Genomic DNA, 14,623 nt, shown 5'->3' with positions numbered 1-14,623 from the left:
ACCCCTCACCGTCTGCCCAGGCCCGTGCGGCGCACCGGGGCGGCCGGCGAGAGCGCGGTGGGACGTGCGGAGGCGCGCGGACGGGCCTGCGGGGCGGGCTCCGGAGCCGGGGGCGGAGGCGCGGCGGCGACCTCGATGATCACGGGCCCGATGACGATCTCCGGTGCGGAATGCGGCGGTTCCGCCACCGCGGACGGCGTGGGGCGCAGGGTTGGTGCCACGGGTGCGGCGGGTGTCGGCGGGTGCGGCGCGGGCGCGGGTGGAGGCACCTCACCGAGCAGGTCCCGGAAGAAGGTGTCAGCGACCGCCTGGGGGCGGGGCGAGTGCACCGCGTCGGTGGCAGGCGGGGGAGTGATGGCGGGCGGCTCAGCCGGGTCCCCGACCGCCGGTGTGTCGGGGGCGAGGACGGGCGCGGCGGTCGGCGCCGGGGCGGGCGGCGGGACCGTGGCAGCCGGGGGCGCCGGATCCGGGGCGTTGTCCCGTGCAGGGGCGGCAGTCGTGGGACGGAGCCCGATCGGGGCGACAGGCTCGGAGGGGGTGTCGGCCGGGAGCGGCGTGACCCCGGGCGCGGGCGGCGGGACGGCCGGAGGGGGTACCCCGGGTCCGGGGACGGCGCGCTCGGTTGCCGCGCCGGGGCCCGGTGCGGCAACCGGCGCGGACGGCGCCGGCCGGGCAGCGGTGACTGCCTCGGCGAACGGGTCGTCCGGTGCCCCCGGTGCCGGGGCGGCCACGACCGGGCGCGGCCCGGCGGCGTCCCACCCCCGCACCGCGCGCCCGGCCAGCCGTACGAAGTAGCCGGTGGCATGGGGCTCCAGGTGCTCGCTCACGTCCACCGCCTCCCCACAGCCGTCGCGGCGTCGGCCTCGACCAGGGTCACCAGCTCCCGGCGCTCGCCGCGCGGCAGGCCGAGGATGTCGCGCGGGCTCCAGTGGTACGCCGTGGCAAGCCGGTGCACATCGGCCAGCAGGCGCGGCCGGTCCGCGACCAGCGCGGACAGGAACCAGTCCTGGATGTCGAAGTGGACCTGCTGGACGTTCCCGCAGCCGGGGCAGGGGGCGTCCAGGTCGAGGTCGGCCAGCGGGGCGATGTCGTCGAGGACCCGCTGGAAGGTGTCGGCGTCGAAGTCGGGACCGGCGTCGACGACGCAGCCGTCCTGCAGGGCGATGGCCGCGGCCTTCGGTTCGAGGTCGGCGACCGCGAGTTCGTCACGGCCGGTGGGCAGGCGGAACACGCCAACGCCCGAGGCCCGGTAGTGGCCGTGCTCGTCGGCCGGTGTGCGGTCCCGGTCGCGCAGCAGGGCGCCGTCGAGGGCGGTGAGGGTGAAGTCGAGGTCGAAGGGGTCCCCGCACGAGCAGCAGGTCAGGGTGGCCTCGACGCGGTCGCCGAACGCCCGGCGGTGGGCGGCCAGCAGCAGGCGGTCGCGGTCGGCCGACGGCAGGGTGGCGGCGGGCGGCGCGGCGCCGACGACGAGCCGGTCCAGCAGGGCGAGCGCCGCAGCGGTGGAGGTCCCGGTGGCGGTCCGCTCGTCGGCCCCGGTGAGTTCGCGGAGCACCACCACGATCCCGGTGCACGGCAGCACGACATGCTCGCCAACCCCGGCGCCGGCAGTCGTCGCCCAGGCGCCCGGCACCAGCGCCTCCGGCCCCGCCGCACGCACCCCGGTCACCGCTCCGTCGGCTCGGGAGCGTCGAGGTCGCGCTCCCACCCCTCGTTCTGCACCACCATGTGCTCGATCGCGATCGCGTGCGCGTTGGCGTCCAGTTCGGGCAGCGCCTGGTACTCCGAGACCCAGCACCGGTACACCTTGTACGCCTTGGCGACCTGCCCGGCCTCGTTGAGCAGTTCGATGATGATGTCCTTGCGGAAGTGCTTGAGCGAGATGGCCGCGTCCCCGTCCGTGGAGTGCACCAGGTTCGCCCACGCCTCGAACTCCGGGTCATGGGTCACCCCCCGCTCCAGCGTGATCGGCTCGAACTTCCAGGTGCTCGGCGACACCCGCTGCGCGCTGGGGTCACCCCCCTCGCGGTGCTGGACCGGCTCGGTGGAGCGCTTGAGCGCGCTCACCTTGCTCACCCCGGCGACATATCGGCCGTCCCACTTCACCCGGAACTTCATGTTCTTGTACGGGTCGAAGCGGTGCGTGTTGACGGTGAACTGGGCCACGGCGTCGCTCCCTCAGACCTCGACCTGGCCGGCGATCTGCCGCAGGTACAGCACCACGAACTCGGCAGGCTTGACCGGCGCGATGCCGATGTGGATGTTCACGACCCCCAGGTCGCGGTCCGTGCGGCTGGTGGTCTCGGCATCGCACTTGACGAAGTACGCGGCCTGTTTGGGCCCGGCGAAGGCCCCCCGCTGGAACAGCCCGTGCAGGAACGCCCCGACGTTCAGCCGGATCTGCGCCCACAGCGGTTCGTCATTGGGCTCGAACACCACCCACTGGAGCCCGCGCAGCAGGCTCTCCTCGACGTAGGACGCCAGCCGCCGCACCGACAGGTACTTCCACTGCGAGGCGAAGCCGTCGTCCCCGTCCGCCGTGCGCGCCCCGTAGTTGACGATGCCGCCGGGGAAGACCCTGAGCGTGTTGACGCCGCGCGGGTTGAGCTGCCCGTGCTCGTCGTCGGAGTAGCGGCGCTCCAGCCCGACGACGCCCCGCAGATCCGCCTCCGTCCCCGCCGGGGCCTTCCACACCCCCCGGGTGGCGTCGATCCGGGCGATCAGCCCGGCCATCGCCCCGGCCGGGCCCATGGTGAGCCTGCGCCCGGCGTCGTCCACCTGGATCCGCGGGAAGAACAGCGCCGCGTAGTCCTTGACCAGCCCGGTGCGCAGGGCGTTGACCCCGGTGACAGGGTGGATGACCGACTGCACGGAGTCCCAGGCGTCCGGCGGGTCCATCAGCAGCACCGCCCTCCGCTTCTGGCAGAACACGCTGGCAGGGCCGTACAGCTGCTGCACCGGAACCGCCCCGTCCGGCGCCAGCACCATGAGGTTGAACAGGTCGACCTCGCGGTCCACCACCGCGTACGCGGCGTCGTAGTCGGCCGCCTGGGCGGGATCACCGTCGTCACCCGGCGTGCCGGGGGTGTGCAGCCCGCCGAGGCCCAGCCCGCCCGCGCCGAGCACATAGGCGCCGGTGTTGACCGCGAAGTGCGCGGCCAGGTCGGTCCCCGCGGTTGCCAGCCCGGCGCCGAGCAGGTTGTCGCGTTCGGGGGCGCCGGTCGACGAGATCACCAGGCGGTCGCCCTGCACCGCCGCGGTCCATGGGAATACCGGGTCGGCCGGGCTGACCGCGCGGGCGTCGTTGATCGCCTGGGCGATCACGGCCAGCTTCTCCCGCAGGCCGCCGCCATGGTCGCTGGGGGATCCCGCGGTGGCGTCGACCGCCCAGGGGTCGGCGGCCGCCGTGGTGACCAGGTCCAGCGCCAGGGGGGAGGCGGGCACGGCCAGGGTTCCGTCGGACCGTACCGAGGGCAGCTTGATCTCGGTGACGGCGTCCTGCCGGAGCGCCGTGAGGGCGTCCAGCGTCGCCTGGGTGGTGCCCTTGAGGACGATGCCGCTGGGTGCGGGACGGCGGGCAGCGTGCGCGCCGACCTCCAGGCCACCCTGCGCGGTGCCCAGCATCAGCGGTGCGGCCAGGTCGGCCGTGGAGCCGGGCAGCACGAACACGTCGCTGTTGGTGCCGCTGGTGATCCGCAGCCGGGTGGTGTGGTCGGTGCCGAGCACCGGACCGGCCGGGAAGGTCACGGTGACGGTGCGTCCGATGGCACCGGCCGCGGCCAGCGCCACCTCCACGATGTCCTTGACCGCCTTGGGCAGCAGGGTGCGCACCTGGGCGGTGGTCATCCCGGCGACGTCGATCCCGGCGAGGTTCACCTCGACGTACTGCGATCCGTCGACGCTGATCCGGAAGCGGTTGGCCGGCGACGCCACACCCAGGCGCGCCTTCCACGCGTTCTTGAAGCCGGCGTCATCGTCGGTGTGCCGCACCAGCCGCCCGGACTGGGTGAACCCGGGCTGAGCGGCGACCCCTCCAGCCTCCTGTGCCGTGGCCAGGGCGGAGTTCTGGGTGAGCACGTCGGGCGCGTAGGACGGGGAGTCCGGATTCATGGTCAGGTTGGACCAAACCTCGCCCGCGCCGCGCACCCGGGTGTCGCCGCGGCGTTCCCAGCGGAACAGTTCGAGGGTGAATGCGGCCTCGGGGTGCGGACCCTCGTAGCGGACCACGGCGCGGATGTCGTCGCCCGCGGCCCCGGCGCTGCGCGCGATCAGTTCCAGCACCTCCTGCCCGGCCTCGTTGCGCAGCACGACCGAGGACCGGGCGGAGCCCGCGGCCAGCCGCATCACCCAGCAGGTGGTGCCGCCGTTGAGGAAGAACAGCCGTACGTAGTGCGCGAGTCGGCCGGTCGCCGTGTCGTCGCCGAAGGTGCGGGTGTAGTCGAGCCAGCTCAGACACAGCACCGGGACGCCGATCGGCCCACGCGCGGCGCGGCCGAGGAACAGCCCGGTCGACGTGCTGACACCGGCGATCGTGCGGACGTCGCTAGGCACTTCCTGGACGTAGACACCGGGATAAGTCGGGGTGACCGGCATCGGTCCCTCCCTCGTCGGGTCGGCCGCTGGCGGGCGGTGGGTGCAGAGCGTCGCGTGGCGACGCACGTCCGCCTCGCATCGGGGCCGGGCCCCGGCACGGGGTTACGCTACGCAGCGAACGATGCACCGTCAATGACCACGATGACACAATGGGGATTGGTTGCACCATAAGTCAGCATGAGCACCGGAAGATGATGATTCATCCCGGTGGTCGGTGCGGATATGTCGGTAGAATTTCAGGCTTCCCTGAGATGCAACGGACGGTGACAGAGGGTCACATGATTCTCATGAGTCCATTGAACCAACTGCGGTGACGCTCTCTCCGATCCTGCTGGCCAAATGTGGGGTTATGCCGTAAGGGTGATCCGTCAGGCCACGAGCGGCGGCGATTCAGAATGTGGCACCTCCCCATCTGGAGGTCCCCGACAGCGGCTTCCACCGGGATCTGAACCGTCTCGTCGATGACCGGTGCTCAGCGAAGGCGTTGCGCCAGGAGCGGTGAATGGGTCCGCATCAGGTCCGATGCCAGCCCATGTCCAGTCCCGTCGAGTCCTTGAGGACCCGGTTCAGCGCTTCGACTTGTCCGACGTCGTCGAAGACGCTGCGGGGAAGGTGGTCGTGAGCGAGAGGGCCGACGCCGTGCAGGATGTCGTCGTACGCCGACGCCACGGCGGCACCTATCAGTAGGTCCGTCGCCTCATCGAGGCCAACGTGCTCTGCCGGCCACCGGTACTCACCCTGACTCACCTGGAACACCGGGAACAGCCACTGCATGTCCCGGTCGGGCTTGATGAACCTGGTCGCTCTCTCGCCCAGGAAATTGACGCCGTAGTGCGAGATCGAACAGACGTCTCTTTGCCGCAGGGCCAGCAGACGTGAAGCGCACATGAGGGACACGGCAGGCGTACGCGCGGACAGGTGCATGGGGGTCGTGGCGGCTTCCCGGAGGGTCGAGAGGTCGGACAGACGGGAAGCCACGCGTCCCATCCGGAGCCCACTGCGCTTGGCCAGCATGTGCTGGAAGTGGACCGTCGCCTCGTGGCTCGGATACTGGAACTCCAGGTCCGTCTCCCAGCCCGTCATCGCCTTGGCTGCCGTCACGAACCGGTAGGGAGGGTAGAGCTCTTTCCAGTCGACGGACGGGTCGTCGGAGTTCAAGCCCGGCACCACAGGGTTCAGTGCGAAGTCGATGAGGGCCAGGACGGTACTTCCGCCGAGGGTGCGCCCTGCGAGAGCACGTGCCAGGCGACACGGCATCCCATACTCGCCGTTCAGCACCTCGAGCAAGAACTCGCGCAGCGCCGGGTCAGCTTTTCGTATGAAGGCGCCCTCGAACTGCAAGAGTTCGTCGAGCACCGCCGCGCACTCGAAGAGGACGCGAGTGGTGAGCGGGCCCTCGGAGGTGTGCACGAGCTTCAGGGGCCCGTCGATGCCGACGCGTACGTCATCGGGACACTCGACCATCTCCATGCCCGCGCCCTGGCGCCACATGTCTTCGAGGGAGTGCTCCATTGCCGCCCGCATGTCCCAGGTGGCGGTGTCGAACTCCGTCAGACCCTCCGGGTCCAAGAGGAGGTAGTAGGCGAAGTAGAGGTTGAGCCAATCCAATTCGCTGTATTTCAGTTCCCCTTGGGCGTGCTTGGGGTAGCGCTCGAAGGAGAAAAAGGGGAGTCCGCTGCTCCGGTCCTCGTGGAGATGCTCCACGTCTTGCCGGGGCAGGTGAGAGATCGTGTACGCGGCCAACTGGTCCCTCGTGCGCCGCAGCAGGATCCCCGCTTCGACTACACCCCGTCCGAACGCCTCCGCTTCGTCCTCAGCAGCGGCCAACCGCACCGGGCAAGCGAATGGTCCGACACCCCCGACCGCCCCCTCGAAGAGCAGCTCGCCGAGATCGCGCAGGAGGTCACCCTCCGCGGCGAAGCCGCCGAACGCAGACGTCTCGACGAGATCGAAGCCGCACGCCAGAAGCGCATCCGCTGGGAGGCCGCCATGGAGGACGCCCGCATCCGGTACGCCGAGGCGTACCGTTTCAGACACTTTGAAGTAAGCGGCATGGCGCCACGCCACCGGACTGACGGAGTACTTGAGCGCCATACGCACGCGAGTCGAGGCCATGCCCCCGGGGCAGACCAGAACCGAAGCCGAAGCATGGATCAGCTGGGCAGCATCCACCGTCGAGCGCCTCGACCCATTGCACACACCACCCCGACTGCCCGACATCCCCGAACCACGAGCCGACGACCTCAGGCCCTTCCTCGGGCACTGGAGCCCCTACGGCCCCTGACACGACACCGACCTGCCACCCACCCCGCGCACCAAACGTGACTACCAAGAAGCGACTGGGCAAGGGCAGCCAACAACTCGGTGACCGGCCCCGTCATGACCAAGTGCACGATGACGCCCTGCCGCAGCAGGCCGGCCGGGCATCGTCGTATCAGGTCCCTACGCAGGACCCCCGCCGGAGCAAGCCGAAGAGGTCCTCACATGTCACGAGCGATCACAAGCGAGTCACCAACCCCACGGACGCACTCACGTCACAAGGCTCTGACCTGGACCTACTCGCTCACCCTGGACCAACTGGACGCCCGTGGACGGTTTCTACGACATGTGCCATGTGGTACCCAGGGAGGGGCCCAAGATCAGGACCGGTGCCTCTTCCGGCCCGTCAAAGCGGTATTGCAGGGTGTTCGGTGGTGTCTCGCTCACCCGTCAGACCCTCTCATCTCTCACGGGATCTCAAAACGGCCGGTCCCAACCCAACGGCTCCCGTCCCACCCGCCGTCCCGGCCATCAAGTGTGGTCGGCTCCCTGGGGCTGGGCATCACTCGCCTGAAAGTCTCCCCGGATCTCCCCAACCAGCAGCTCGAACACCACACGGTGCACACATTCCGCCGCCCCCTGGTGAGCGGCGGTGCGGCTCCGGCATCAGATGCTTCAGCCGGCCGGCCGCCAGTACTGGCCCCCGGCCCGCATGAGCAACCGCTCCTCCACCAGATACCGGCGCAGCGCGGCCACATCCGCATGGACCTCACGCAGAACATCGTTGACTTCGGCTTCCGGGTAGCGCCGTTGTGGTTCGAAGAGCGGCACCAGCCCCTCCAGGAACACTCTGCGCTTGCTCTGCTTCGAGGGGATGGAGGCCTGCGGCCGTGGTCGCGGGCGGCGAGGCGCCGCCCGCCTCCAGACGTCGTTGACGGTGGACCAGAGCTTCTCCTCGCGCGCGACCAGTCCCGCCTGTTCCAGCGCGGCGAGGGACTTCGCACAGCGCGCGGGTGCCATCCCCAGACGCTCTGCGATCCTCTGGGTGGTGTCGGCTTGGAGGACGACTGCGCTGTAGACGGTGCGCCGGGTGTCGTCAGCCAGTACGGCGAGGATCCCGCCCGCGACGTCGGTCGTATCGCCTGCGGCCCGTGCGGGAGCGGAGCCCAGCCGGGGAGCCGTGGCGGAGTCGGTCTCGCCCAAGGCCTGGAGTTCCTCGTGGAACGGAACGCCCCGGTCGCGTTCCTCCCTGCCGTGTTTACGCAACAGCAGCAGGCCCGTCTGACGGTGCTTGTGGGGTTCACCCAGTGCGAGCACGTCGAAACCACCGGCCGGGACTGCGGCCTGGCGGCGCAGCTCCTGCAACAGCGGTGTGGGGACGACCCGGCACGCGACCCGGCCGCTGCCCTGCCCGGAGTCCGTCTCGACCGTCGTGGCCAGGTACGGCTCGTGCAGCACGACAGTGCCACCGGGCGTCACCCGAGGCCAGAGCGATGCGAGGAACCTGGCGTCGTCAGCCTGTGTGCCTGCGTCGAGCCAGACCAGGTCCAGCGGTCCCCAGGCGTCCAGCTCATGGTCCGCCAGGTCGAAGAAGTCCCGCTCGATGAAGGTGAGCATGCCGTCGAGGCCGAGTGAACAGGCTGCCTCCCGCACCCGGTGCGCGGACGTGCCGGGTACGGAGAAGTCGTCGACGACGAGGAGCTTCGGCGCGTATTCGTCGAGTACGGAGCGTGGGTGCAGAACCGACGCCCGTTCGTCCGCCGTGATCTCTCCGCGGACGATCCGCCGGTCCTCGGCAGCCTCCGTCGACGCATCGCGCAGCCCGAGGAGCAGGTGCAGTGTCGAGGAACCGGCCCCCACTTCGACCACGGTGCGCGGACGCAGCATCCTGGCCAGCACGCGCAGCGCGGGGCCGGCGTTCTCGGTTCCCATGCCGGGACGTGCGAGGGTGCTGAGCACCTCGCCGGCCGGATCGTGCATGGATCGCCCTCTCATTTCGGCTGTTCTCATTTCGGCTGTTCTCTCGTCAGCCGTCATGCTGTCGGTGTATCAGGCCCGGACGGCCCGGAGCATGCCGGCGGACAGCAACCGGTCCGCCACGTCGTGCAGTTTCGCGGGAAGCCGGTCGACGGGGATCCCGTCCGCGTGCCCTGCCCACCGCCACAACTGCAGAGCGGCCGCGCCGACCTTGAGGAAGTTGCCGGTCACGGTGTGGGCGAGGACGTGCGCACCGGATTCCCGCTCCACCGCACGCACCCACGCTTCCTGGACCAGCACCCGCGCACTCTCCGGTTCATGGAGGGCTGCGGGCACGGGGTCGCCGCTCACCAAGCCGCAGCGCATCATGCCCACCAGGAGGTGGTCGGCGACTCCCTCCGCCTGCCCCCACGCCTGGCGCACGTCGGCCACCGAAGCGCCGTGCAGCAGGAGAGCGCCGACCGGCTCGGGGATTTCGGCGAAGGCCGGCGGGTCCGTACGGAACAGCACCGCGACGGGCCCCTCGCCGTGCAGGAACGGGACGGGCGTGTTCTGGAGCCGCACCCCGGACGGCAGGCGGAGCCTGGTCTCGGGAGGCAGGCGGCGGGGCCACGTGGCACGGTCGACCGTCCGGGGGCCCGGGGGTGGGGTCAGTCTGACCACGGCATCGTCCTGCTGCTCCGACCAGGCGAGTTCCCAGGCCAGGGGCAGCGGGGCCCCTGTCTGGGCGCAGAACCGGGGGATGACCGGGTCGAGCTCGATGCGTCGGCTGCTCACGGCGTGCCGCCCTCCGGCACCTGCCCGGCGGCCACCGCCGCGTCCGCGGCCGGCACCGGAGGAGGGGCCACTGCGCGTGTACGGAACCAGCCGATCGAGCCGGCCAGGAAGGCGACCCCGCCTCCGGCGAGGATGCCCCAACGAGCCCAGTCGGCAGGAGCGAGTCCCGCGAGGGCGAAGCCGACGGCCACCGAGGTCTGCAGTGTGGCCCCGTACGCGGCGCCGACACGGCCCCGCACGTCCGGCGGGCAGTCAGCCATGACATGGGTGCGGAGCGCCACGTTCTGAACGGCGTTGGCCATGCCACCGCACAGGAAGGCCGCCAGCATCAGCGGTACCACCGGGTAGGCGCCCGTCACCAGATAGCTGAGACCGATGATCGCCGCGGCTCCGACGGCGACGACGGCGGTGGGTTGACGACTGAGCCCGCCCCGCAGCGCGAACGGCCCCAGCACCAGGCCCACGCTCCAGGTGGCCAGCAGCACGCCGTAGGCAGCGGTGCCCCCCGGGATGTCGTCCGCGAAGAAGGGCAGCAGCACATTGACGACCGAGGTCGCCGCTACGGTGACCACGATCGTGGCGAGTGTGGCCCGGCGCTGTGCCCCGGCCCAGAGAAGGGTCAGCCCGACCCGCAGGCCTCCCTCGGTCTTCCCGGGGGTCTCAGGTCCGTCGGTGACCGCTTCGGCCGTTGCCGCGGCAGGGGCCTCGGCCTGGCCGGCCGTCCCCGTACGTTCCCGGCCGGCCATGACCAGCCAGCGGCTGATCACCGGCACGGCCAGCAGGGCGAAGGCGAAGGTACCCGCGTCGACCGCCAGTGCCAGACCGGTACCGCCGTGTGCCGTCAGCAGGCCGACCAGCAGGGGGCCGATGATGTAGCCCGCGTTCCTCACCGACTCCATGAGGCTGTTCACCCGCAGCTGGACCTCGGAGGCGGGGAACAGCCGCGGCACCAGTGCCATCACGCAGGTCTGGGCGACGGCTCCCAGGGCACCCAGCAGCAGCATCGTGGCGATCAGCAGCACCGCGCCGTCCGCCACCGCGGCGGCGGCCGCCGCGATGAGGCACTCCAGGGCCAGAGTGACGCCCAGGACCGCGTCCGCGCGAAAACGGTCGACGATCCGTCCGATCACGCCGCCCAGGGCGATGCCGGGAACCAGGCCGGCGAGCATCTGGGCCGACACCACCGATGTCAGCCCTGTGCGGTCGGCACCTCGCAGGGCCAGCGCCACCATGGCGACCTCGTCACCCACCGTACTGACCAGCAGGGCGGCGATCACCATGAGTGTCGCCGCCCTGCCCTGACGCAGGGATGTCAACGGAGGGACTCCATCTGGTGTGCGGGAGCGGGTACGGCCGCTTCGACGTCGATGGCCCGCCAGGTCCGCAGCCGCAACAGCACGGCGTGGAGGAGGGGGACGGCCGCGCTGTCCGCCCCGCGCTCCCAGTCCGCGAGGTCGAGCGTGTCTCCCGCGATCAGGGCGGTCACCGCTGCCTCGACCTGCGGATGGTCGGCGACTTTCAGGGTGTGCCCCTGTGTGGCGACGGCGCGGCGACCATCGGTGAGCAGCCGCTGCCGCACCACGGTGTCCTCAGATGTCCGGACCCGGGCCTCGCGCGGGGTGGCGACGGGTGGGTCGGCCGGGCGGCCCACGCCCAGCCCGCCGGACGTCACCGAACGCATGTGGTGCTCCCAGACGGCGTCCTCGACCTCGTCGGCGGACAGGTCCGCCAGCGCCGTGAGCGTGGCCGACGCCGCGGCCGGAATGCCGTCCGGGGCGTGCGCGCCGGCACCGGCCTCGTCGGCGGGGGTCCGTGCGAGCAGGCCTCCTACCGCGTTGAGGACGAGTGCAGCCGGATCACTCTGGGTGAAGAACGCGATGTTGACGTTGACGGCCACGGCATCGGGGGACTCGCCCACATGCAGTTGCTCGGAGGGGAAGTACGTCAGCGCGCCGGGCACACCGACCAGCACATCGGCCAGGTCACGAGCCGAACCGTAGTCGGAGGTGTGCTGCGGGACCTGCCCGGCACAGGTCGACGGCCAGGTGAGGAGGAGCTTGCGACCGCGCAGGGTGAAACCGAAGTTCCCCGCGTGGTCGACGTGCACGCCGACGTTGGTGGAGGTGTACCGGCCGATGAACGTGTCGATGTCCACGCGACCGGCGACCCGTGTGCCCGTGTACCGGTAGACGTCGTCGGACAGTCGCTTGGCCCTGTCCCACAGCGGCGCGTGGACCGCGTGCAGGCCCGACACGGCGACGCTCCATTCATGATCCCGCATGCGTTCGTCGACCCGGGCGGTGTAGTCGTCCAGCGAACGGTCCTCGGGCAGCGGGAGGAAGGGCCGCGTGTCGATCGGCTGTGTCCGGCCGTCCACCGTCACCACGACCCGGGGAAGTCCCGACCCCTTGGGACGGTTGGCTTTGTCGGCGGCCAGAACCAGGGCTCGCAGCAGTTCGTCGTCGCCGATGTCCAGTTGCACGGGGGCGGCGGGAAGGGAGAGTGGCTGCTTCTCCCAGTGACGGGAGGCGAACTCCCTCCAGAAGCTGTCCGTTTCGGCGCCTGCGAGAGTGGCCGGGTGAGACACGGGGGAACTCCTGTACTCGGGCCGCGATGTGCGGCAGGTCGACGGTGTACTCGGGTCGGCCCGTCAGTGAACGCGCTGCGCCACAGCGGTCGGGCGGGGCAGCCCGAGAAGCTCCGGCTCGAGAGCAGCCACGGCGATCACATGATGCCTGATCAGATCCTGCAGGAGGGAGTGCAGTTGCTCTTCCCGCAGCCGTGATCGGGCGGCCAGTTCTGTAGCCGTCGCACCGCCGGCCGCGAGCAACCACAGGAGTCGGCCGGCCGCCGAGACCCTGACGCGGTTGCCCGTCTCCGGAGAGGTGAGCAGACAGCTGCCATCGGCTCGGCTGTCGGTCACCTCGTGAGGGTGAGCGGCGTACCAGAGTGGGCGATGCACACCGGGGGCCCCGGCCGGGTCCAGCGTGACGGCACCGTGGGCGACGAGCCGCAGCAGGATGGTGGCGGCCGGCCCGGTGGAGGAGAACTTCTCCCACAGGTCGGCCACCGCGTGGGACCGCCCGTCGAGCAACGGGTGCCACTCCTGCGGCACCGACAGCAGGGCATCGCCCGACGGCACGTGCAGCAGGATGCCCCGGCCGGTGACCGACGCCCGAGCCCGCACACCGTCCGCCAGCCGCACCATGCTTCCTGAGTCCACCACGCTGCACGGGGCTGCCGGCGCGGTCACCCGCCGGGGCGGCAGCTCCGCCTCGGCCATCGCCCACAGGAACGACCACTCCTCGGCGTCCCCGATCCAGGTCCCCTGGTGAAACGCGGATCCCGCGCCCGCGCCCGGCCCTCCGGAGGTGAGTCGGACGGCGTCCTCCTGCGTGAGTCCCTCGGCGACCGTGTAGTCGACGTCGAACGCCAGGTCCTCCCCCTCGCCGGGTGGAAGCAACTCGACACCGAACAGATCGGGACGCTCGCCGACCGGGGAGAGCACATCGAGGATGAAGGGCCCGTTGGCGGCCGTTGAGTACGGCACACCGAACTCCTCCGTGGAGCGGCGGAGTGTCTCGGCTGCGAACTCCTGGGTCCGCAGGGCCTCTTCCTCCGTCTCTCCCGGGAACCCGGTCATGCAGAAGAGGTGGACGGGCACCTTGTTCCCCAGGAGCGACTGGAGCGACGGCTCGATGTCGGCGACTTTGGTGCCCTTGCGCATCAGGTCCAGCACGCGCTGGTTGTACGACTCGAGGCCGAGGTCGAGACGCCGGCACCCGGAGTCTCGCAGTGCCTTTGCCAGTTCCGCGTCGAGCCCCTTGCTGAACCGGGTCTCCCCGTACCAGAAGAGACCATGCCCTCCGTCTATCAGCTGTCGTGACACCCCGCGCAACGATGTGAGCGTCATGATCTCGTCGACGAACATGAAGGTGTCGCTGCCGTGCTTGGCCGCGAGAGCGGTCATGTCGTGGACGACCTGGTCGGCGCGCCGAATACGGAATTTGTTGCTGGCGAACGGGATCGAGCAGAAGGCGCAGTCCCAGGCGCAGCTCCGTGAGGCCTGAAGCGGCAGGACGGGCCCGGGCGTGAAGTACGCGTCGAGCGGCAGACCGTCGAAGTCCGGCGTGGGCAGATCGGAGACATCGACCATGGCCGCCGGCGTACGCAGAAGCCCGCCCCGGCCGTCGCGCTCCAGCAGCCCCGGTACGGCCCTGTCATCGGCACCGGTGACCCGGTCGCACAGCGCCGGCAGCGCGTCCTCGCCTTCGTAGGACACGAAGGAGTCCACGTACTCGAAGAAGGGATGCTCTTCCTTCCAGCGGCTCACCATGCGCGTCGTGAGGTTGCCGCCCATGACCACGTGCACGTCGGGCCGCCGGCGCTTCACGTGACGGGCCGTGGTGAGAGCCGCGATCAGCTGTGTGTCGGCGGACACCGAGATGCCGACCACCGCCAGGTCGCTGTCTTCGAGCTCGGGGATCGGGCGGCGTTCAAGGACCCATCCGTACACGTTGCGGTCCGCCGACCTGGCTGCCTCCAGGACGGATTCGGAGCGCCGGTGGGAGAAACATGAGAAGTTCCCCCGAAGGTCGAAGTTCAATCCGGGAAATGAGGCAGAAACGCAAGCGAGACCATTGCGGACGACCGTAGCGGCGTCCGCGAAGGAGAGCGGGTCCGTGAGAACGTCACGGGACTTGAGTACGGCTCTGGCACCGTTGATGCGCGAAACCGTGTCACCGAAAACGGCGAGGGTCTCCTCCTGCGCTCGTCGCTCCTCGGGGGTCATAGCGCCCAGGCGATCCTCGGCAAGCGGAAGTAATGCTTCCAGCCCTTCGGCTGAAAGCAGCCAGTCCGTCTGCTCAATGCTCAGGTCGAGGGATGACACGTGCCAGCCGTGCCGACGCATGACCGCAGCCAGCAGGGGAACCGCGAGGTGAGGCGCGTAGACGTTCCAAGTGGGCGGATTGATGAGAAGTATTCGGGGCTGCCGCATATGAACTCTCGCCAAGGTTCG

Annotated in this window: 10 protein-coding genes; all 10 read right to left on the bottom strand. The window is 70.4% G+C overall.

Annotated features, from left to right (window positions below; translation table 11 throughout):
* Positions 1-5: 5 nt before the first annotated feature.
* Positions 6-827 (bottom strand): hypothetical protein, encoded by an 822-nt coding sequence (locus ABZ016_RS19895; protein WP_356917942.1) that lies wholly within the window; start codon positions 825-827, stop codon positions 6-8.
* Positions 824-1,666: a hypothetical protein gene (locus tag ABZ016_RS19890; RefSeq protein WP_356917941.1), complete on the bottom strand. Its 843-nt coding sequence runs from the start codon at positions 1,664-1,666 to the stop codon at positions 824-826. Before ABZ016_RS19890 ends, ABZ016_RS19895 begins: the two co-directional genes overlap by 4 nt.
* On the bottom strand, positions 1,663-2,163 hold the full coding sequence (locus ABZ016_RS19885; RefSeq protein WP_356917939.1) for a phage tail protein: 501 nt from the start codon (positions 2,161-2,163) through the stop codon (positions 1,663-1,665). Before ABZ016_RS19885 ends, ABZ016_RS19890 begins: the two co-directional genes overlap by 4 nt.
* Positions 2,164-2,175: 12 nt before the next feature.
* On the bottom strand, positions 2,176-4,590 hold the full coding sequence (locus ABZ016_RS19880) for a phage tail sheath C-terminal domain-containing protein (protein WP_356917938.1): 2,415 nt from the start codon (positions 4,588-4,590) through the stop codon (positions 2,176-2,178).
* Positions 4,591-5,103: 513 nt separating this feature from the next.
* On the bottom strand, positions 5,104-6,762 hold the full coding sequence (locus ABZ016_RS19875) for a hypothetical protein (RefSeq protein ID WP_356917937.1): 1,659 nt from the start codon (positions 6,760-6,762) through the stop codon (positions 5,104-5,106).
* A gap of 762 nt (positions 6,763-7,524) precedes the next feature.
* Positions 7,525-8,829, bottom strand: coding sequence for a DUF2087 domain-containing protein (locus ABZ016_RS19870; protein WP_356917936.1), 1,305 nt, complete (start codon positions 8,827-8,829; stop codon positions 7,525-7,527).
* Between the two features lie 69 nt (positions 8,830-8,898).
* A complete protein-coding gene (locus tag ABZ016_RS19865; RefSeq protein ID WP_356917935.1) occupies positions 8,899-9,603 on the bottom strand; it encodes a hypothetical protein in 705 nt (234 codons plus the stop codon).
* Complete coding sequence (locus tag ABZ016_RS19860; RefSeq protein WP_356917934.1) at positions 9,600-10,919, bottom strand: MFS transporter; 1,320 nt, start codon at positions 10,917-10,919, stop codon at positions 9,600-9,602. Before ABZ016_RS19860 ends, ABZ016_RS19865 begins: the two co-directional genes overlap by 4 nt.
* The gene (locus tag ABZ016_RS19855; RefSeq protein ID WP_356917933.1) at positions 10,916-12,190 is read right to left on the bottom strand and encodes a hypothetical protein; all 1,275 of its coding nucleotides are present in this window, start codon (positions 12,188-12,190) and stop codon (positions 10,916-10,918) included. The genes ABZ016_RS19860 and ABZ016_RS19855 overlap by 4 nt, the downstream gene beginning before the upstream one ends.
* A 63-nt stretch (positions 12,191-12,253) precedes the next feature.
* Positions 12,254-14,119 (bottom strand): radical SAM protein, encoded by a 1,866-nt coding sequence (locus ABZ016_RS19850; RefSeq protein ID WP_356917932.1) that lies wholly within the window; start codon positions 14,117-14,119, stop codon positions 12,254-12,256.
* Positions 14,120-14,623: the final 504 nt, after the last annotated feature.

It is taken from the genome of Streptomyces sp. NPDC006372 (genome assembly GCF_040612515.1).
Taxonomy (GTDB): domain Bacteria; phylum Actinomycetota; class Actinomycetes; order Streptomycetales; family Streptomycetaceae; genus Streptomyces.
This window is presented reverse-complemented; position numbering and strand designations above follow the sequence as displayed.

What these genes read in the sequence shown, in the direction of transcription:
- ABZ016_RS19870 (WP_356917936.1), bottom strand. Translation starts at nt 8,829, where the DNA reads ATGCACGATCCGGCCGGCGAGGTGCTCAGCACCCTCGCACGTCCCGGC.
- ABZ016_RS19880 (WP_356917938.1), bottom strand. Translation starts at nt 4,590, where the DNA reads ATGCCGGTCACCCCGACTTATCCCGGTGTCTACGTCCAGGAAGTGCCT.